Annotated in this window: 21 protein-coding genes; 19 read left to right on the top strand and 2 right to left on the bottom strand. The window is 62.7% G+C overall.

Annotation, left to right across the window (positions count from 1 at the left end; all coding sequences use genetic code 11):
• Position 1: 1 nt before the first annotated feature.
• Both AC5J09_RS03645 and AC5J09_RS03640 read right to left on the bottom strand, forming a co-directional pair.
• Positions 2-787, bottom strand: coding sequence for an SDR family NAD(P)-dependent oxidoreductase (locus tag AC5J09_RS03645; protein WP_494296900.1), 786 nt, complete (start codon positions 785-787; stop codon positions 2-4).
• Complete coding sequence (locus AC5J09_RS03640) at positions 787-1,722, bottom strand: SMP-30/gluconolactonase/LRE family protein (RefSeq protein WP_494296899.1); 936 nt, start codon at positions 1,720-1,722, stop codon at positions 787-789. Before AC5J09_RS03640 ends, AC5J09_RS03645 begins: the two co-directional genes overlap by 1 nt.
• A 209-nt stretch (positions 1,723-1,931) precedes the next feature.
• Between AC5J09_RS03640 and AC5J09_RS03635 the strand changes: the two genes are divergently transcribed.
• From AC5J09_RS03635 to AC5J09_RS03545, 19 genes are all read left to right on the top strand, one after another.
• On the top strand, positions 1,932-2,621 hold the full coding sequence (locus AC5J09_RS03635; protein WP_275598646.1) for a GntR family transcriptional regulator: 690 nt from the start codon (positions 1,932-1,934) through the stop codon (positions 2,619-2,621).
• 128 nt (positions 2,622-2,749) lie between these two features.
• Positions 2,750-3,484 (top strand): FadR/GntR family transcriptional regulator, encoded by a 735-nt coding sequence (locus AC5J09_RS03630; protein ID WP_324764789.1) that lies wholly within the window; start codon positions 2,750-2,752, stop codon positions 3,482-3,484.
• A 2-nt stretch (positions 3,485-3,486) separates the two neighbouring features.
• Entirely contained in the window at positions 3,487-4,683 is a 1,197-nt protein-coding gene (locus AC5J09_RS03625; protein ID WP_324764788.1) for a mandelate racemase/muconate lactonizing enzyme family protein, read from the top strand.
• A 59-nt stretch (positions 4,684-4,742) separates the two neighbouring features.
• The gene (locus AC5J09_RS03620; protein ID WP_102762022.1) at positions 4,743-5,435 is read left to right on the top strand and encodes a GntR family transcriptional regulator; all 693 of its coding nucleotides are present in this window, start codon (positions 4,743-4,745) and stop codon (positions 5,433-5,435) included.
• A 45-nt stretch (positions 5,436-5,480) separates the two neighbouring features.
• Positions 5,481-6,455, top strand: a complete 975-nt coding sequence (locus AC5J09_RS03615) for a sugar ABC transporter substrate-binding protein (protein WP_494296898.1) — start codon at positions 5,481-5,483, stop codon at positions 6,453-6,455.
• 185 nt (positions 6,456-6,640) lie between these two features.
• Positions 6,641-7,624: an ABC transporter permease gene (locus AC5J09_RS03610; RefSeq protein WP_494296897.1), complete on the top strand. Its 984-nt coding sequence runs from the start codon at positions 6,641-6,643 to the stop codon at positions 7,622-7,624.
• On the top strand, positions 7,621-8,352 hold the full coding sequence (locus tag AC5J09_RS03605; protein WP_102762025.1) for an ATP-binding cassette domain-containing protein: 732 nt from the start codon (positions 7,621-7,623) through the stop codon (positions 8,350-8,352). The genes AC5J09_RS03610 and AC5J09_RS03605 overlap by 4 nt, the downstream gene beginning before the upstream one ends.
• Positions 8,353-8,359: 7 nt before the next feature.
• Positions 8,360-9,115, top strand: coding sequence for an SDR family oxidoreductase (locus AC5J09_RS03600; RefSeq protein ID WP_494296896.1), 756 nt, complete (start codon positions 8,360-8,362; stop codon positions 9,113-9,115).
• On the top strand, positions 9,115-10,002 hold the full coding sequence (locus AC5J09_RS03595; RefSeq protein ID WP_494296895.1) for an aldose 1-epimerase: 888 nt from the start codon (positions 9,115-9,117) through the stop codon (positions 10,000-10,002). Before AC5J09_RS03600 ends, AC5J09_RS03595 begins: the two co-directional genes overlap by 1 nt.
• A gap of 130 nt (positions 10,003-10,132) precedes the next feature.
• Entirely contained in the window at positions 10,133-11,155 is a 1,023-nt protein-coding gene (locus AC5J09_RS03590) for a LacI family DNA-binding transcriptional regulator (RefSeq protein WP_379937701.1), read from the top strand.
• 125 nt (positions 11,156-11,280) lie between these two features.
• Positions 11,281-11,949, top strand: a complete 669-nt coding sequence (locus AC5J09_RS03585) for an amino acid ABC transporter permease (RefSeq protein ID WP_100674071.1) — start codon at positions 11,281-11,283, stop codon at positions 11,947-11,949.
• 10 nt (positions 11,950-11,959) lie between these two features.
• Positions 11,960-12,616: an amino acid ABC transporter permease gene (locus AC5J09_RS03580; RefSeq protein WP_018096512.1), complete on the top strand. Its 657-nt coding sequence runs from the start codon at positions 11,960-11,962 to the stop codon at positions 12,614-12,616.
• Positions 12,617-12,662: 46 nt separating this feature from the next.
• Positions 12,663-13,460, top strand: a complete 798-nt coding sequence (locus AC5J09_RS03575; protein WP_198516857.1) for a transporter substrate-binding domain-containing protein — start codon at positions 12,663-12,665, stop codon at positions 13,458-13,460.
• Positions 13,461-13,476: 16 nt separating this feature from the next.
• The gene (locus AC5J09_RS03570) at positions 13,477-14,256 is read left to right on the top strand and encodes an amino acid ABC transporter ATP-binding protein (protein ID WP_102762030.1); all 780 of its coding nucleotides are present in this window, start codon (positions 13,477-13,479) and stop codon (positions 14,254-14,256) included.
• A gap of 32 nt (positions 14,257-14,288) precedes the next feature.
• Positions 14,289-15,227 carry a 2-hydroxyacid dehydrogenase gene (locus AC5J09_RS03565; RefSeq protein ID WP_280951595.1) on the top strand — a complete coding sequence of 313 codons (939 nt, stop codon included), beginning with the start codon at positions 14,289-14,291 and terminating at the stop codon, positions 15,225-15,227.
• Positions 15,228-15,243: 16 nt separating this feature from the next.
• Positions 15,244-15,576, top strand: a complete 333-nt coding sequence (locus AC5J09_RS03560; protein WP_379937699.1) for an EthD domain-containing protein — start codon at positions 15,244-15,246, stop codon at positions 15,574-15,576.
• 293 nt (positions 15,577-15,869) lie between these two features.
• On the top strand, positions 15,870-16,268 hold the full coding sequence (locus tag AC5J09_RS03555) for a RidA family protein (protein WP_180980738.1): 399 nt from the start codon (positions 15,870-15,872) through the stop codon (positions 16,266-16,268).
• Between the two features lie 123 nt (positions 16,269-16,391).
• On the top strand, positions 16,392-17,099 hold the full coding sequence (locus tag AC5J09_RS03550; protein ID WP_275598657.1) for a BA14K family protein: 708 nt from the start codon (positions 16,392-16,394) through the stop codon (positions 17,097-17,099).
• Positions 17,100-17,353: 254 nt separating this feature from the next.
• Positions 17,354-18,205 carry a D-amino-acid transaminase gene (locus AC5J09_RS03545; protein WP_494296894.1) on the top strand — a complete coding sequence of 284 codons (852 nt, stop codon included), beginning with the start codon at positions 17,354-17,356 and terminating at the stop codon, positions 18,203-18,205.
• Positions 18,206-18,289: the final 84 nt, after the last annotated feature.

Below are 18,289 nucleotides of genomic sequence, written 5' to 3'. Positions count from 1 at the left end.
GTCAATCTGGAATGACGATGCCGAGCTTGGAAAGAACGCCGCCGTCGATCTTGATGTCGGCGCCCGTGATGAAGCGGGCCTTATCGCCGGCAAGAAAGGCAACCAGTTCGGCAATTTCGGAAGGCTTGCCGACGCGGCCCAGCGGATGTCCGCTTCCCCAAGCTTCCAGGGTCGCCTCGGCGGTGCCTTCGCCTTTCCACAGATCGGCGGCCCAGCGCAACATCGGGGTATCGACAGAGGCGGGGCAGACGGCATTGACAGTAATATTGTCCCCGGCGTGATCCAGCGCCATGGCGCGCACGAGTGCGTTGATCGCGCCTTTGCTCGCCGTATAGGCGGCGACGCCCGCCTGCGAAGCATAGGCCTGCACGGAAGAGATGGCGACGATCGCGCCGCCGCCGCGCTTGCGCATTTCGGGAATGGCGAATTTGGAGGCGAGGAAGATGCCCTTCAGATTGATGTCGAGAACGTCGTCCCAGACCTCATCCGGCGTGTCGACCACGGTGCCGTAGCGCTGGATGCCGGCGCAGCAGGCAAGAATATCGACGCCCCCATGGCGCGATACCGCGGCCTGAACCGCCGCTTCCATGTCGTCCTTGGAGCGGACGTCGCCGACGAACCCGGCGGCATTGTCCCCGATGGAAGCAACGGCCTCATCGACCGAAGCCTTGTCGTTTGCCACGATCGTCACCTTGCCGCCGCCGGCAGCAAAGCGATGGGCACACGCGAGACCCATGCCGAGGCTGCCGCCGGTGACGACGATGCTCTTGCCGTTGAAATCGCTCATCACGCTGTCTCCGTAACAGAGGGGAACTTGTCGGACGCCTGCCCGAATTTTGGCTCTTCGACGCCGTGCCCCACGCCCTCGACCGCGAAGAGCCCGCCCTCCAGCGGATGCCTATCGAGATGATCGTTCGTCATGGTGAAACGCGCCGAGGTCACGTAGAGGGTGGAAAGATCCTTGCCGCCGAATGTGCAGCTCGTCGGCCAACTTGCCGGCAGCTCGATCAGTTGGATGAGACGGCCGGTTCCGTCGAAGCCCGCGACGGCTGCGCCTCCCGCCACCCGGCAGTTCCAGAGCCGGTCGTCCGCATCGAGGCAGGAGCCGTCCGGCAGGCCGCGGGCGAAGCCGGCCACGACGGTGCGCCGGTTGTCGATCCGCCCGGCGGCAAGATCGCAATCGAACACGTAGATCTCGTTTGCGAGCGTGTCGGCGAAGAAGAAACGGTTGTCCCGCGTCCAGCCCATGGTGTTGGTGATGCCGTATTCGTTGGGCGTGAGCTGCGACACGTGACCGGCGGGATCGATGCGGTAGACCGCGCCCGATTGCCGGTCCATGGCCTTCGGTGAGCCGCCTGCGTCAAGATTGCTCTGCATCGTCGCGACCCAGAAGGAGCCGTCCGGTGCGACGCGACCCTCGTTGAGGCGATTTTCCGGCAGATCCGGCTCCGGCACGGCAAACGCCTCGAAAGGCCCGCCGGGCGTCCACAGGCAGACGTTGCGGCTGAGGCCGACGATGAACCCGCCATCCGCCCGCATGCCGATCGACGTCACGAAGTCCGGGGTCGGCCATGTGTCATGACGGCCGTTTTCGGGTTCGAGCCGATGGATGCGTTTGCCGACGATATCGACCCAGTAAAGCGCCTTCTCGTCCCCGGACCAGAGAATGCTCTCGCCGACGATGTCCTTCGCATCGAGGAGCAGGGAAACCGTGGCACTCATGGCCGCGCCATGAATCCGGTATGCAACGCTGCGGGACGTTGCCGCTTGCGGTTGGTCATTGGTGTCCTCCCAAACCCGTTTGCATTCTTGTATGCAAGATTTCAGAAATCGTCAAGGGAGCTTCAATGGCGAGTAGCAAACGAAACGTTGTCCGGGTAATCTGCTTGCGATGAACGATTGCATGCAAAAATACATAGGGCTCTCAATTTATGACGCGTGACATAAAAATCTCGGCCGCGGAGCATTGCTACCGCACGCTTTCGCGCAAGATCATCGGGCTCGAACTGAAGCCGAACGAACCGATCGGCGAGCATGCGCTGGCCGGGCTGCTGGGAGTCAGCCGTACGCCCGTGCGCGAGGCCCTTTCGCGGCTGAGTGCGGAAGGACTTGTCGACCTCCGGTCACGGGCAGGCGTCGTGGTGGCGCCGATCCGCATGGACGCGGTCAGGACCGCCCAGTTCGTTCGCGAACAGCTGGAGTTGGCGATCGTTGCCGAAGCGGCGCAGCAATCGAACCGCCGCGTCCTGCTCGGCATACGGCAAGCCATCGAGGAGCAGGAGCTTGCTGTCCTCGAGGACAACCCCGACCTGTTTTTCGAGTGCGACGAACGCATGCACGCGCTTTACTGCAGCCTCGCGGGCCGCGACGGAGTCTGGGCCTTCATCTCGGATGCCAAGAAGCATATGGACCGGGTCCGCCGTCTGTCGATACAGGCGGGGCAACTCGACCAGCTGGTCGAGGATCACCGGCGCGTTCTCGAGGCTGTGAGCGAAGGGGACGCGACCAAGGCCCAGGAGATCATGCGGCTGCATCTTCGGCGCGCGATGGTCGATCTGGGCGAGCTTGCTCAGCGGTTTTCGGCGTATTTCGCGTCAGATACGGCGGGCGATGCCCGTTAGGCCGCTTCTGTCGAGCGGTTGCTTCCCTAGCGCCTCCCAAACAGTTTTTGCAATTCGGCGTTGACAACAGCCGAAGGCGAATCTATTCACAGGTCATCACAAACCTATCTGATAGGTAGGAGGTTAACTTGATAGAGCTCAAGGCGGAGGAAGAGTCCTCATCCGGACGTTCCGGCGCGGATGGACTGCTGGGCGGCGTCGTGACTGCCGTGAAGGTCCATATTCGCGAAAACGGTCTTCAGGTCGGCGATTCGTTGCCGAGCGAGGGGGCCTTTGCCGAAAAGCTGGGCGTATCCCGCAGCGTCGTGCGCGAGGCCTATCGTTCGCTCGCGGCGCTGACGCTGATCGACATCGGTAATGGCCGGCGTCCGCGGGTGGCTGCGCCCAAGGCGGACGTGCTGGCCCTGGTGACCGACCATGCCGTGCATACCGACCAGGTGACGATCCAGCAGATTTTCGATGTCCGCCGGACTGTCGAGCGCCGCACCGTCGTGCTGGCAGCCATGCGCCGCACCGACAAGGAGGCCGCCGAAATCGTCGCGCTTGCCGAAGCGATGCAGCGGGATTTCGACCAGCCGGTCAGGGTCATGGAACACGATATCGCCTTTCACGAAGCGATCGGCACGGCGTCCCGCAACCCGATGTTCGCGCTGATCGTCGGCTCCTTCCATGTCGTGACGCGCCATACCTGGCCCATCGGCTGGGCGAGCCGTGCCAGCAATGAGACGCGGCAGGAAAGTATCGACGGCCACATGACCATCGCGCAGGCCATCGCCAACGGCGACCCGGCGAAAGGCGAGGAGGCGATGGTCGAGCATTTCGATCTGACGGTAAAGGCGCTTTTGGCGGCAGGAGTTTATTGAGCATGAAGATCACGGAACTAGAAACGGTCCGCGTCCGCGACTTTCCCAATATTCTCTGGGTCCGCATCCACACGGACGAGGGGCTTGTCGGACTTGGCGAGACCTTCTTCATGGCGCAGACCGTGGAAACCTACATTCACGAGGTGGTGGCCCCGAAACTCGTCGGGCGCGACCCGCTGGAGATCGACCGCATCTCCAAGGATCTGACAGGCTATCTCGGCTTCCGCTCGACCGGGGCGGAGATGCGCGGCAATTCGGCGGTGGACATCGGGCTCTGGGACCTTTTCGGCAAGGCGACGAACCTGCCGATCGCCCAGCTTCTCGGCGGCTTCTCGCGGCGCGAGATCCGCACCTACAACACCTGCGCCGGCAACACCTATATGCGCGACGCGAAGGGCCAGCAGACGGCAAACTACGGCATCGGCGGCCCGCGGCGCGACTATGACGACCTGAACGGATTTCTGGAACGGGCGGACGAACTCGCCGAGGACCTCCTGTCGGAAGGCATCACTGCCATGAAGATCTGGCCGTTCGATATCGCGGCGGAGAAAAGCGGCGGCCAGTATATTTCCGGGCCGGACCTGCGCAAGGCGCTGGAGCCCTTCGAGAAGATCCGCAAGCGCGTCGGCGACCGCATCGACATCATGGTCGAGTTCCACTCCATGTGGCAATTGACGCCCGCCATCCAGATCGCCCGGGCACTCGAGCCCTATGCCACCTTCTGGCATGAAGACCCGATCAAGATGGACTCGCTCTCCAGTCTGAAGCGCTACGCGGCGGCAAGCCGCGCGCCGCTCTGCGCGTCTGAAACGCTCGCGACCCGATGGGCCTTCCGCGATCTCATGGAAACGGATGCGGCCGGGGTCGTCATGCTCGACCTCTCCTGGTGCGGCGGGATTTCCGAGGCAAAGAAGATCGCCACCATGGCGGAAGCCTGGCACCTTCCGGTCGCGCCGCATGATTGCACCGGCCCTGTGGTGCTCGCAGCCTCGACGCATCTGTCGCTGAATGCTCCGAACGCGCTCGTCCAGGAAAGCGTGCGTGCCTATTACAAGACCTGGTATGCCGACCTTACGACGCAGCTGCCCACTGTGACGAACGGCATGATTACCATTCCGCCGGGGGCAGGGCACGGGGTCGACCTCGCTCCCGATCTCGACCGGAAATTCGAAGTGTTGCGGCGCAGTTCGAAGGATTGAAGTTCGACCAACTTGTATGGTAGTAGGCCAATACTGCCGGGAGCTTGGAGGGGGGCCGGATGCAGAACATCAAACCGCAGCGCGTTCTGTCCGCGATCGAAGCTGTCGGTCCGCAGGTCTATCGCATCCTGCGCGAGCAGATCATCCAGGCGGAGCTGGTGCCCGGCGCGCGCATTTCCGAAGCCGAGATAGCAAGAAGCCTCTCGATCAGCCGCCAACCGGTTCGCGAAGCCTTCATCAAGCTGGCAGAGGAGGGGCTGGTCCAGGTGCTGCCCCAACGCGGCACCTATGTGACGCGGATTTCGACGGCATCGGTCATGGACGTGCGCTTCGTGCGCGAGGCCATCGAGGCCGACATCGTGCGCCAGGTCGCCGGCGAGCATGAGGTGGCGATCGTCGACGAACTGCGCGAACAGATCGCTCGCCAGAAGCAGGTGCCGCATGACGATCGCGCCGCGTTCCTGCGGCTGGACGAACTCTTCCACCACACGCTCGCGACGGCCGCCGGCCGCGCCTATGCCTGGAGCGTCATCGAAAGCGTCAAGGCGCAGATGGACCGCGTCCGGTTCCTGAGCGTCGACGACCCGCAGATCGGCCGGTTGATCGAACAACACGAGCAGATCGTCGATGCGATCGCGGCAGGCGATGTCGGCGGGGCAGAGCAGGCGCTGCGCATGCATCTGCGCGAAATTCTGAAATCTTTGCCCGAGATCGCGCGATCGCGGGCGGAGTTCTTCGACGGCACGGGGTGACCGGCCGCCGCAATATGATCGATGTTCAACGGGAGGTAACGCATCATGATCAGTAAATTGATAGCAGGAACGGCCCTGGGGCTGACGCTGATGGCTCCAGCCGCCAGCGCGGAAGGTCTCAGCATCGCCTTCGTCAGCCATTCGTCGGCCTCGAACACGTTCTGGCAGGCGGTCAAGAAGGGCTATGACGACGCTTGCGAAAAAGTCGGCGCCTCGTGCCAGTTGATCCTCACGCAGACGGAAGGCGCGGTCGAGCAGGCCGTCGCCAATCTGCAGGCGGCAATCGCCTCCAGGCCGGACGCGATCTTCGTCGCGATCGTCGACAACAATGCCTATGACAACGTGATCAAGGAAGCCGTCGACGCCGGCATCCTGGTGCTCGCCGTCAATGTCGATGACAGCGAAGGCGCCAAGGGCAACGCCCGTAAGGCCTTCATCGGCCAGGGCTTCACCGCGGCCGGCTACTCGCTCGCCAAGGCCCAGTCGGAAAACTTCCCGAAGGAGGGCCCGCTCAACCTGCTGGTCGGCGTCAACGCGCCGGGCCAGACCTGGTCCGAGCAGCGCGCCGGCGGCGTCACGAAATTTCTGGAGGAGTACAAGGCCGAGCATTCCGACCGCGAGGTGAACATCACCCGCATCGATTCGGCCACCGACCTCGCGCTGACCGCCGACCGCATCGGCGCCTATCTCAATGCCAACCCGGACACGACCGCCTATTTCGATACCGGCTACTGGCATGCCGGCGTCGCCAAGGTCCTGAAGGATCGCGGCATCGAGCCCGGCAAGGTCCTGCTCGGCGGCTTCGACCTCGTGCCCGAGGTGCTGCAGCAGATGGAGGCCGGCTATGTTCAGGTGCAGGTCGACCAGCAACCCTACATGCAGGGCTTCATCCCGGTCATGCAGGCCTATCTCTGGAAAACCGCCGGCCTGACACCCTCCGATGTCGATACGGGGCAGGGCATCGTCACGCCGAAGGATGTGCCGACGATCCTCGAACTGGCGAAGCAGGGTCTGCGCTGATCCGGCGCTCCCGATAAGCAACAGGCGTCTTGCCCGAGCTCGAAACCGGAGCGGGGGGAATTCATGCGGCTTTCCGCCCGCATCCCGTCCCAGCTCTCGGAATCGATCGCGTTGACGATCTCAGGCACCCGACCTGAGATCGTCGTGATCGGTCAGGCACGACGCCGAACCATGAGTGGCAGCCCATGAAGCGATTTCTGAAAATCTATCTCGATAAGCCCGAGCTTGCCGGCCTTGCACTGCTGATCGTCCTCGTTCTCGTCTTCCAGGCGAAGTCGAACGGCATTCTTCTTTCCTTCGAGAACATGCGCGGCGTAATGGGCCTTCTGCCGGAAATGGCGCTCGTCGCCATCGGCGTGACGCTCCTGATGATCTGCGGCGAATTCGACCTATCGGTCGGGTCCGTCTTTGCGCTGATGCCCATGTCGATGGCGGTGATACTGAATTCCGGCGTGCCCTTCACCGTCGCGGTGCTGCTCGGTCTCATGATCTGCGGGGCGATCGGTTTCATCAACGGTTATGTCACGCTGCAATTCTCGATACCGAGCTTCATCACCACGCTGGGGATGCTCTTCATCGCGCGCTCGCTGACCATCGTCATATCAGGCGGTTTCCCGCCGCTTCTGCCGCCCGACCTGCCGACCTGGCTTTTCACGGACTATATCTGGCATGGCTCGCCCTTCCGCATGTCCTTCCTCTGGTTCGTGGTCATCGCCGCACTCGTGGCGGCGCTGCTGTCGCTCACCAATTTCGGCAACTGGATCCGGGCGACCGGCGGCTTCAACGAGGCCGCCGCCTCCATGGGCATTCCGGTCAAGCGCGTGAAGATCGTCTGCTTTATGCTCTGCTCGGTACTGGCGGGCTTTGCGGGACTGCTTCAGGTGCTGCGTCTCGGTTCGCCGCTGCCGTCGATCGGCGAAGGGCTGGAATTGCAGGCGGTCGCCGCGGCCGTCATCGGCGGTACGGCGCTCGCAGGAGGGATCGGCACGGTCTTCGGCGCCATCATCGGCACCCTTCTGATCCGCACGATCGACAACGGCCTGGTCCTTTCCCGTGTCGATGCCAACTGGTTCAAGTTCGCGATCGGGGTTCTCACCATGTTTGCCGTCATCGCCAATGCCTGGATGGGTAAAATGTCCCGCAAGATCAAGGTGGAGGCGCACAAATGACCACGCCGATCATCGAATGCCGCAACCTCCAGAAATGGTACAGCGGCGTGCATGCGTTGAAGAATGTCGACCTCACGATCCACCCCGGCGAGACCGTCGGCCTCGTCGGCGACAATGGCGCCGGCAAGTCGACGCTCATCAAGATTCTCTCGGGCGTTCACCATCAGGATTCCGGCGACGTGCTGATCGAAGGCCGCAAGGTGGCTCTTCGCAGCCCCAAGGATGCGATGCGCCACGGGCTGGAAACGATCTATCAGTACAATTCCATGGTCCCATCCATGTCGATCGCCCGCAATCTCTTCATCGGCCGCGAGCCGATGAAATGGTCGGTCTTAGGCATCGGCATCATGGACCAGAAGCGCATGCGCGCCGAAAGCATCCGTGCCATCGCCGATGTCGATCTGCATCTGCGCTCGCCGGATGCGCTGGTCGGCGAGCTTTCGGGCGGCCAGCGGCAGGGCGTAGCCATCGCGCGCGCCATGCACTTCAAGTCGAAGGTGCTGATCCTGGACGAGCCGACGAACCATCTTTCGGTCAAGGAGACCGACAAGGTGATCGGCTTCGTGCGCGGATTGAAGGCGCAGGGCCTGACCGGGATCTTCATCTCGCACAACATGCAGCACGTCTTCCAATCCTGCGACCGCATCGTCGCCATGGCACGCGGCGAGATCGTGTTCGACAAGCCGACCGCCGAGACGTCGATAGACGAGGTTCACGCGCTTCTGTGAGGTAACGATGACAGAGCTTTCCGGAAAGACCACCCTCATTACCGGTGCGCTCGGCACCCTCGGCCGCGCCCAGGCCGAGCGGCTGGCGCGCGCCGGCGCCGCCTTGATATTGCTCGACAGGCCCGGCGCCGAAGCCGGGGAGGGCTTCGCGACGCGTGTCGCCGCGGCTCACGGTGTGAGCGCGATCTATGTCGGCGAGGACCTTAACGACCTGGCTTCGGCGGAAAAGCGCGCAGCTACGCTTTCCCGCGAGCATGGCGGCATCGATATTCTCATCAACAATGCGGCGCTCATCATCAATAAGCCTTTCGAGGAATTTTCGCTGGAGGAATACGAGGACCAGGTCCGCGTCAACTCGTCGGCGGCTTTCGCGCTTGCCCGGGCCGTCGCGCCCGGGATGAAGCAAAAGCGCTACGGCAAGGTCGTGAACTTTTGCTCCCTGACGCTGAACGGCCGCTGGGACGGCTATGTGCCCTATGTGGCGTCCAAGGGCGCGATGCTGGGGCTGACGAAGGCGCTTGCGCGCGAACTCGGCCCGCACGGCGTGCGCGTCAACGCGGTGTCGCCGGGCGCGGTGGTTTCGGAGGCCGAAGAGCGGGTCTTTGCCGACCGCCTGCAACAATACAATGACTGGATCGTCGAAAACCAGTCGCTGAAGGCGCGCATCCAGCCCTCCGACGTCGCCGACCTGGTCCACTTCCTTGTCTCGCCTGCCTCCGACATGATTTCCGGCCAGAACATCGCGATCGACGGCGGCTGGTGATGCCGGCGATCGAGCTCTCCAACGGCGATGCACGCATCGTCCTGCGGCCCGATCTCGGCGCCGGGCTGACGGCATTCGACGTGCTGCACGATGGCTCCTGGCAACCGATCTTCCGCAGGGTCGATCCCTCTGCCGCGCATCCCTTCGCGCTTTCGAACATTCTGCTCGTTCCTTTTTCCGGCCGGGTTTCCGGCGGCGGGTTCACATTTGACCGAACCTTTCATGCCCTGCCCCGGAACGTGGAGACGGAGCCATACCCGATCCACGGGAACGGCTTTTCGGCCGCGTGGGACGTTGCCTCCGTGAGCGCGGATTCGATCACGCTCACCCTTTCGGCAGAAGGACCGGGGCCTTTCCGCTACGATGCGAGGATGTCCTACCGCCTGGAGAGCGCCGGCCTGGCGATGGAGCTGAGCCTCGTCAACCGCGCCAGGATCCGTCTGCCCTATGGCGCCGGTTTTCATCCCTGGTTCGTGCGCGAGCCGGATACGACGCTGCACGCGCCGGCCCGCGGCGTCTGGCTGGAGCAATCCGATCACCTGCCAAAGGCCTACGATGCCATAGCCGCACATCCGGAAATGGATTTCAGCAGGCCGCAGCCATTGCCGGAGCGATGGATCAACAACTGGTTCGACGGCTGGAACGGCAAGGCCCGCATCCACTGGCCGAGGCGTGGGCTCGTGGCGGACGTGGATGCGAGCGAGGCGCTGCGCCAATACGTCGTCTTCTCACCCGCTGCCGACGCCGGCTTCTTCTGCTTCGAACCGGTGACGCACCCGGTCGATGCGTTCAACCTTCCCGGCAAGGCCGAAGCCCGCGGCCTCAAGATTCTCGAGCCGGGTGAATCGCTGAGCGTCTCCACGCGTATCGCCGCGAAATCTGGCTGAGCATGTCGTCAGCCGCGGGCTCCCGGGCGCCGCGCCGGGCGGAAACCGTTGCGCAGCTTCGCTCGATTTGCCCTAGTGTTCGCCCGTCGACTATAGTCCTCTCCACGCTTTTTTACCCGATCGGTATCCAATGTCTTTCCAAGAACGAAAGAAGCCTCGCGTCACGCTTCTGGATGTCGCGCGGCATGCCAATGTTTCCCGCGCGACCGCCTCTCTCGTTCTTCGCAAGAGCCCGCTGGTCGGCAGTGAGACGCGCGCGCGAGTCGAGCAGGCGATGCGGGATTTGGGCTATGTCTACAACATCGGCGCAGCCCGCCTGCGCGTCGAACGCAGCCAGATCATCGGCGCAATCGTTCCAAATCTCACCAATCCATTCTTCGCGGAACTCCTTTCAGGTATCGAGGAGGCTATCGGGGCCACCGGCAAGGTGGTCATTCTCGCCAATAGCGGGGAGAGGGTGGAGCGGCAGGCGATGCTGCTCCAGCGCATGCGCGAACATGGGGTGGACGGGGTCGTTCTTTGCCCCGCCGCGGGCACCGAACCCGACCTGTCCGAGCAGTTGGCGGCGTGGGGTATGCCCGTCGTCCAGGTATTGCGCCACATTTCCGCCGATATGGACTATGTCGGCGTGGACTATGCCGGCGGCATGCGTCAGGCGGTGGATTATCTCGCAACGCTCGGTCATGAGAAGATTGCCTTTGCCGCCCACGGCCCGGTTCATTCTGCCTATCGGGAGCGCGTGGACGGCTTTCGTGCCGCCATGCTGGCAAAGGGGTTCGATCCCGAGATCCTGATCCATTTGCCGGCACAGCTCGGAGAAATCGCCGGCTCGACCCACCTTCTGTTTGCAAAGGCCACACAGCCGACTGCCGTGATCTGCTTCAATCATCTTGTCGCTCTTGGCCTTGCCGCAGGACTTCACGATTGCGGACTGACGATCGGACGCGATCTCTCGCTGATCGGCTTCGACGACGTGGCTGACGCCGAGGCCATCCGGCCGAGACTGACCTCGGTCTCGACCGGCCCGACTGCGATCGGCGAAAAGGCGGCGCTGCTCCTCGTCGAGCGCATCGCCAATCCGGATTTGCCGCCGCGGCGCATGGTGAACGACACGACGCTGAACATTCGGCAGTCCTGCGGCCGGCCCGCCTGACCGCGCCCGATCCCGGACGTCATTTGCGGTTGACGCACGTCAGGAAACATTTTAGATCGATCTAACTGACGCATATCGCGGGAAGCGCGAGGTGTGGCGGCGGTAGTGTGGGAGGAGGTCCCGGCATGTACGAGTTCAACTTCGCGCCTGTGCTCGCGTCCTTCGACCAGTTGCTGATCGGCGCCTGGCTCACGGTTCGCCTGTCATGTGCAGCCATGTTGATCGGCCTCGTCGTGTCAGTCTTCTGCGCCTGGGGAAAGACAGCAGGACCGGCGATCCTGCGTACCGTGATCGATGGCTATATCGAGATTATCCGCAACACGCCTTTCCTCGTGCAGATCTTCTTCATTTTCTTCGGCATGCCTTCGCTTGGCCTGAGGCTTTCGCCGAACAGTGCGGCGCTGCTGGCGCTGGTGGTCAACTTCGGCGCCTACGGCACGGAGATCATCCGCGCCGGGATCGAATCCATTCACAGGGGACAGGTGGAGGCCGGTTGGGCGCTTGGGCTGTCGAGGGCCCAGATTTTCCGCTACATCGTCATGAAGCCGGCTTTGCGCACCGTCTATCCCGCGCTCACCAGCCAGTTCATCTATCTGATGCTGAATACCAGCGTCGTGTCGGTGATTTCGGCGGATGACCTGGCTGCGGCCGGCAACGACCTTCAGTCCGCGACCTTTGCGAGCTTCGAGGTCTATATCGCGGTCACTCTGATCTATCTTGCCCTGTCGGTCGGTTTCTCCGCGCTGTTTTATGCGGTCGAGAAAATGGCCTTCAAATATCCCCTCGGCCGTTAGGAGCACTGTCATGATCAGAGCCTTCGGCTGGAACGAGTTTCTCGTCATCGTCGCCGCGGCACAGTGGACGATCGCCCTTTCCGCGATCGCCTTTGCCGGCGGCAGCGTCGGCGGACTACTGGTGGCATTGATGCGCGTCGCCGATACGCGAGTGCTGCGTCTCTCCGCGACGGGCTTCATCCGCGTCTTTCAGGGAACCCCGCTGCTGATGCAGCTCTTTCTGGTCTTCTTCGGCATGAACATCTTCGGCTTTTCGATCAATCCTTGGATCGCCGCGACGATTGCGCTCGCGCTCCACGCCAGCGCCTTCCTGGGCGAGATCTGGCGGGGCTGCATCGAGGCCGTGCCGAAGGGACAGCGCGAGGCGGCGACAGCGCTCGGCCTGCGCTATTTTCGGTCGATGCGTCATGTGATCCTGCCCCAGGCGGCCCGTATCGCCGTCGCGCCCACTGTCGGTTTCCTCGTGCAACTCATAAAGGGCACCTCGCTCGCATCGATCATCGGCTTTACCGAACTGACCCGACAAGGGCAGATCATCAACAATGCGACGTTCAGTCCGTTTCTGGTCTTCGGCACCGTTGCCGCCGTCTATTTTCTGCTTTGCTGGCCGCTGTCGCTGATCGCACGCCGGATGGAAACCCGTTTTTCCCGGGCAACGGCACGTTGACGGGCCCCGCCGGCGGGAGGGCCGGCATATGAGAAGGGAAGGGCTAATGAATATCTCGAGACGCATGGCAATATCTGTCCTCGGAGCTGCGATTGTCGCGGGTTTGGTGGCGCCCGCCGCAGCGCAGACGGTGGAGGCGATCAAATCGGCCGGAACGGTGAAGATCGGCATGCTGGTCGATTTCCCGCCGTTCGGGATCATGGACGCGAACAACCAGCCGGATGGTTACGATGCCGATGTTGCGAAGCTGCTTGCCAAGGAGCTCGGAGTCGAAGTGACGATCGTGCCGGTGACGGGACCCAACCGCATCCCCTACCTGCAGAGCAACCAGGTGGATCTGCTGGTCGCCTCGCTAGGCATCACCGAGGAGCGCGCCAAGAACGTCGACTTCTCGCAACCTTACGCAGGCATTTCGATCGGCGTGTTCGGCGCCGCCGACCTGGACGTCACAAAGCCTGAAGATCTGGCCGGCAAGACGATCGGCGTCGCCCGTGCCAGCACGCAGGACACGGCGACTACAAAGATTGCCCCTGAGGACGCCAACATTCAACGCTTCGACGACGACGCCAGTGCGGTGCAAGCGCTCCTTTCCGGACAGGTCGAACTGATCGGCGTTTCCAATGTCGTCGCGGCCCAGATCGAAGCCGCCGCCCCGGGGCGGTTCAATCAGAAGCTTCAGCTTAGCCAGCAGGTTCAGGGTATCGCCGTTCGCAAGGGATCGAGCGAGATGTTGAACTTCGTCAACGGCTTCCTCGACAAGGTCAAGGCGGACGGACAACTCAACGCCATCCACGAGAAGTGGCTCGGCTCTCCGCTGCCGGAATTCGTCACTGAAGCGAAATAAGAATGGAGCCCTCGCGATGAACACGGAACGCGAAAACGCCTCGCCCCCGGATTCGCGCGAGGCTTCGGACCCGGCCGTCCGCATGGAGGGCGTCAACAAGTGGTATGACGCCTTTCACGCGCTCAAGAACATCGACTTGGCGGTCGGCCGCGGTGAACGGATCGTCATCTGCGGACCATCGGGTTCCGGCAAGTCGACGTTGATCAGGTGCATCAACCAGCTCGAGACCATTCATTCGGGCAGGATCGTCGTGGACGGTCACGACCTGACCGCCGGCGGACGGAACGTCGATCTGGTCCGGCAGGAGACCGGCATGGTTTTCCAGCAGTTCAACCTTTTCCCGCACATGACGGTGCTGGAGAACTGCACGCTGGCTCCCATGAAGGTTCGGGGTCTCGCCAAGGCAGAGGCCGAAGAGACGGCGATGAAATATCTGAAACGGGTGCGCATCCCCGAGCAGGCCGCGAAATATCCGGCGCAGCTTTCGGGCGGACAGCAGCAGCGCGTCGCGATCGCGCGGGCTCTGTGCATGAACCCGAAGATCATGCTCTTCGACGAGCCGACCTCGGCTCTCGATCCGGAGATGGTCAAGGAGGTCCTGGACACGATGGTGGATCTCGCCAACGAAGGCATGACCATGCTTTGCGTCACGCACGAGATGGGCTTCGCGCGAAGCGTCGCCGATCGTGTCGTCTTCATGGACCGCGGCGAGATCCTGGAGGTTGCGCCGCCCGATGCCTTCTTCGGGGCCCCGCAACACGAGCGCACGCGCTTCTTCCTCGGCCAGATCTCCTGATGGCCACACCCCGGTAATTGGAGTTTCGAAACGTGAAACCAGATCTATTGCTCGTGGAGCCGATGATGCCGTTCGTCATGGACGAACTTCAGCGGAATTATACGGTTCACAGGCTTTACCAGGCCGCCGATCGGCCAGCGCTCGAAGCGGCGCTCCCATCGATCCGCGCGGTTGCCACGGGCGGCGGCGCGGGCCTTTCCAATGAATGGATGGAGAAGCTTCCATCACTGGGGATCATCGCAATCAACGGGGTCGGGACGGACAAGGTGGATCTCGCCCGCGCGCGCAGTCGCAACATCGATGTGACGACGACGCCGGGTGTCCTTGCGGACGACGTCGCTGACCTCGGTATCGCGCTCATGCTCGCCGTCCTGCGGCGGGTCGGCGATGGCGACAGGCTGGTGCGCGAAGGCCGCTGGGCCACGGGCGAACAATTACCGCTCGGCCACAGCCCGAAGGGGAAGCGGATCGGCGTACTCGGTCTTGGTCAGATCGGGCGGGCATTCGCGTCGCGCGCGGAGGCCTTCGGCATGTCGGTGCGATACTGGAATCGGTCTGCGCTTTCCGGCGTCGACTGGATCGCGCATCAGAGTCCCGTCGATCTCGCCCGCGACAGCGACGTTCTGGCCGTCTGCGTGGCGGCGAGTGCGGCGACGCAGAACATCGTTGACGCATCCCTTCTTCAGGCGCTCGGTCCCGAGGGTATCGTGGTAAATGTCGCGCGTGGCAACGTCGTCGACGAGGAGGCCCTGATCGAGGCGTTGAGGTCCGGAACGATCGCGGGTGCCGGGCTCGATGTCTTCGTCAACGAACCCGCAATCCGAAGCGAATTCCACACCACGCCGAATACGGTGCTCATGCCACATCAGGGCAGCGCGACGGTCGAGACGCGCATGGCAATGGGAAAGCTCGTGCTTGCAAATCTCGCCGCCCACTTTGCCGGCGAAAAAGCGCCGAACACCGTCAACTGAAGCGGGAGAAGACATCATGATCGTTCGCCAGGCCCTGTTCGAGGGGATCATCCATCCTGGCCGGGAGCAGGCATTCCGCGACTATGTCGAGGAGAAGCTGCTGCCTCTGTGGCAGGCCTTTCCGGGCGTCAGGGAAGTCCGGGTGCTCCATGCCGTCGACCGGGACGAAGGGGCACCGGTTTTCGCGATGATCCTTTCCACCATCTATGATGATCGCGCTGCTTTGGCGCGAGCATTGGAGTCGCCGGTGCGCTACGAGAGCCGCGAACTGACCAAGGGTCTGCTGGAGATGTTCGAAGGCCACATCCACCACCATGTGTTCGAGCTCGACGCTCGATCAAGGGATTGAGTTGTGCGCTGCTCCCCGAGTGCCGCCAATCCGTAGCACGTGCCCTTTCAAGGTACGAATAAGGCAAACGCTTGCGTCATTGCAGCGAGTGTCCGGGCAGGTGGCAAGCGGCTGATCAACTCTTAGAAGTTCGTCCGAACAATTTGGGTGGCACCCGGCGTTTCACATACGTCGCGTATATTTGAGTTGACAGACGCTGCGGACGCTGGTTCACATACGCCGCGTATGTAGAGCCGGCAGCGCGATGTCACAATCACCCAGCGCCGGCAGAAACGTTGAAAAGGAATGACCAGATGACGCGACGCGACGCAATCTTTCCCGCCGATCGGCATGCCCTGTACGAAGCTCACGGATATTCAGCCGCGATCCGCTCCGGCGACCTCCTGTTCGTCTCCGGGCAGGTCGGCAGCCGTTCCGATGGTAGTCCGGAACCGGATTTCGGGCGCCAGGTCCAACTGGCTTTCGAAAATCTGCGGGCGACGCTGAATGCGGCCGGCTGCACCTTCGACGATATAGTCGATGTGACCACGTTCCACACCGACCCCGAGAACCAGTTCGAAACCATCATGGCCGTCAAGAATCAGATCTTCAGCGCTCCACCCTATCCCAACTGGACCGCGCTGGGCGTGAACTGGCTTGCCGGGTTCGATTTCGAGATCAAAGTCATCGCGCGCATTCCCGGGGCGGCATAGGATTTCGTCGACCGGAGCACCGGCACCGCCGCTCACTATCCGAAAGCTCAAGCATTCTGAGGCATCGTCGGAACTTGAGACCGAGCCCTTGCATTTCTTCGTGGAAGGACGAAGGAGGCTTAAGTGAAAACGGCGTTGGCGGTATTTGGCGGGTTCGTCCTGTCTCTCGCGTTGTTCCTGAGCGGAGCGGTCGTCGCAGTCTTGTTCCTTACCGGCAAGCCTGCGCGCCAGCCGCAGCTCGACGTGAACCAGGCGGAAATATGGACCAAGCAGCCGCGAGCAGTCGACAGGGCGGCCCAGCAATTCGAGCGACTGCCCGCCCGCTCCGCCCCGTCCGACCTTAACGCTTCGAGAGAGTCCGAGACGCCCGCAATGGGCAACGAGGCCGAAAAGGAACGCGCCCCGGAGCCTTTGGACAAGACGGCCACCGCTTCAATTCAACCGCCGCCGGCGCAGGAGCAGCCGACGGCGTCGACAGTACCCGCCGCTCATGCCGAATGGTGTGCGAAACGCTATCGCAGTTATCGTCCGTTCGACAACAGCTACCGATCTTTCAGTGGCGGACGGCGGACCTGCAACTCACCCTACATGGATGCGGCGTGGGGGCCGTCGGAGGATATTTCGCCTGTAACGCGCGGTATCGAGGCGGAAGAGGCCGACGACCCCTCGACGCAGTTGGAATACTCGGCCGACAATGGGGCCGACAATGGCGAGGCAATCAGACTGACGCAGGAACACGTTGCCTATTGCTTCAGCCGCTACCGCTCCTACCGCCCGGAAGACAACAGTTACCAGCCTTACAGCGGCGGCCCGCGCAAACAGTGCCGGTAAAGAGGCGCTTGGGCGATCTGCACCAGGAGACCGCTCCAACCGACTGAAAATCATCTCAGGCAAATTTTGCATAGGATGCTGCGCGAATTGAATTGGTCAGCCGCGGCAAGTCGCTCCTATGTTCCGTGATGACCGCATGTCTCCTTTCATCGGACCGGTGAAACGAGACATGCGGCAAGTTGACGATTTTGCAGCGACCTTTGCGTCCAGAGAGGCGCGGCGCTGCAGGGCAGCAGGCACAGCAAGGGGAACACATGGGCAGGATCGTCTATGTCCACGGTCAATTCCTGCCGGAGGAGGAGGCCCGCATCGGGCTTTTCGATCGCGGCTTCCTGTTCGGTGACGCCGTCTACGAAGTGACGGCGGTTATCGGCGGACGGATGATCGACAACGACCTGCATCTTGGCCGTCTGGAACGTTCGCTGAGGGAACTCGCCATTCCGCTTGCCCTCTCGCGCAGGGAGATTGCCGGCGTCCAGGCGGAACTGATCGCCCGCAACGGCTTGCGGGACGGCACGGTCTATCTGCAGGTCTCGCGCGGCGAGGCGGATCGCGACTTTCTCTATTCCGACGCGCTGGTGCCGCGGTTCGTCGGCTTCACGCAGGCGAAGACGCTGACCGGCACGAAGGCTCAGCAGGACGGCATATCGGTCGATCTCGCCGAAGACCCCCGCTGGAGCCGACGCGACATCAAGACCGCCATGCTGCTCGGTCAGGTCATGGCGAAGCAGGCGGCACGCGCCCGCGGTTTCGACGACGTCTGGCTGGTGGAGAACGGGCTGGTGACGGAAGGCGCATCCTCCACGGCTCATGTCATCACCGGTGACGGACGCATTCTCACCCGCGCGGCGTCGCGCGCGACGCTGCCGGGCTGCACGCAGCGTGCCCTCGCACTGCTCTGTGCCGCCGAGGGTCTCGCGATCGAGGAGCGCCCCTTCGCGCCCCACGAGGCGCAGGGCGCCGCCGAGGCGTTCCAGACCTCCGCCTCCAGCCTCGTCATGCCAGTCGTGCGCATCGGTGACCGGGTCGTCGGCAACGGCAAGCCCGGTCCGATGACCCGAAAACTCCAGGCCCTCTATCTGGAAGCGGCCGGCGTTCCGGTCTAGAGCACTACCGGGAAAAGTGTGTAACGGTTTTCCATCCGGAAGTGCGTTGGATCAAATGGTTAGAGCATTTCAGTGTTTCTATGA

The organism is Sinorhizobium sp. (genome assembly GCF_059070375.1).
Note: the sequence above shows the minus strand (reverse complement) of the source record. Positions and strands in the feature narration are given on the sequence as shown.

What these genes read in the sequence shown, in the direction of transcription:
- AC5J09_RS03645 (WP_494296900.1), bottom strand. Translation starts at nt 787, where the DNA reads ATGAGCGATTTCAACGGCAAGAGCATCGTCGTCACCGGCGGCAGCCTC.
- AC5J09_RS03640 (WP_494296899.1), bottom strand. Translation starts at nt 1,722, where the DNA reads ATGAGTGCCACGGTTTCCCTGCTCCTCGATGCGAAGGACATCGTCGGC.
- AC5J09_RS03635 (WP_275598646.1), top strand. Translation starts at nt 1,932, where the DNA reads ATGACGCGTGACATAAAAATCTCGGCCGCGGAGCATTGCTACCGCACG.
- AC5J09_RS03625 (WP_324764788.1), top strand. Translation starts at nt 3,487, where the DNA reads ATGAAGATCACGGAACTAGAAACGGTCCGCGTCCGCGACTTTCCCAAT.
- AC5J09_RS03620 (WP_102762022.1), top strand. Translation starts at nt 4,743, where the DNA reads ATGCAGAACATCAAACCGCAGCGCGTTCTGTCCGCGATCGAAGCTGTC.
- AC5J09_RS03615 (WP_494296898.1), top strand. Translation starts at nt 5,481, where the DNA reads ATGATCAGTAAATTGATAGCAGGAACGGCCCTGGGGCTGACGCTGATG.
- AC5J09_RS03610 (WP_494296897.1), top strand. Translation starts at nt 6,641, where the DNA reads ATGAAGCGATTTCTGAAAATCTATCTCGATAAGCCCGAGCTTGCCGGC.
- AC5J09_RS03605 (WP_102762025.1), top strand. Translation starts at nt 7,621, where the DNA reads ATGACCACGCCGATCATCGAATGCCGCAACCTCCAGAAATGGTACAGC.
- AC5J09_RS03600 (WP_494296896.1), top strand. Translation starts at nt 8,360, where the DNA reads ATGACAGAGCTTTCCGGAAAGACCACCCTCATTACCGGTGCGCTCGGC.
- AC5J09_RS03595 (WP_494296895.1), top strand. Translation starts at nt 9,115, where the DNA reads ATGCCGGCGATCGAGCTCTCCAACGGCGATGCACGCATCGTCCTGCGG.
- AC5J09_RS03590 (WP_379937701.1), top strand. Translation starts at nt 10,133, where the DNA reads ATGTCTTTCCAAGAACGAAAGAAGCCTCGCGTCACGCTTCTGGATGTC.
- AC5J09_RS03585 (WP_100674071.1), top strand. Translation starts at nt 11,281, where the DNA reads ATGTACGAGTTCAACTTCGCGCCTGTGCTCGCGTCCTTCGACCAGTTG.
- AC5J09_RS03580 (WP_018096512.1), top strand. Translation starts at nt 11,960, where the DNA reads ATGATCAGAGCCTTCGGCTGGAACGAGTTTCTCGTCATCGTCGCCGCG.
- AC5J09_RS03575 (WP_198516857.1), top strand. Translation starts at nt 12,663, where the DNA reads ATGAATATCTCGAGACGCATGGCAATATCTGTCCTCGGAGCTGCGATT.
- AC5J09_RS03570 (WP_102762030.1), top strand. Translation starts at nt 13,477, where the DNA reads ATGAACACGGAACGCGAAAACGCCTCGCCCCCGGATTCGCGCGAGGCT.
- AC5J09_RS03560 (WP_379937699.1), top strand. Translation starts at nt 15,244, where the DNA reads ATGATCGTTCGCCAGGCCCTGTTCGAGGGGATCATCCATCCTGGCCGG.
- AC5J09_RS03555 (WP_180980738.1), top strand. Translation starts at nt 15,870, where the DNA reads ATGACGCGACGCGACGCAATCTTTCCCGCCGATCGGCATGCCCTGTAC.
- AC5J09_RS03545 (WP_494296894.1), top strand. Translation starts at nt 17,354, where the DNA reads ATGGGCAGGATCGTCTATGTCCACGGTCAATTCCTGCCGGAGGAGGAG.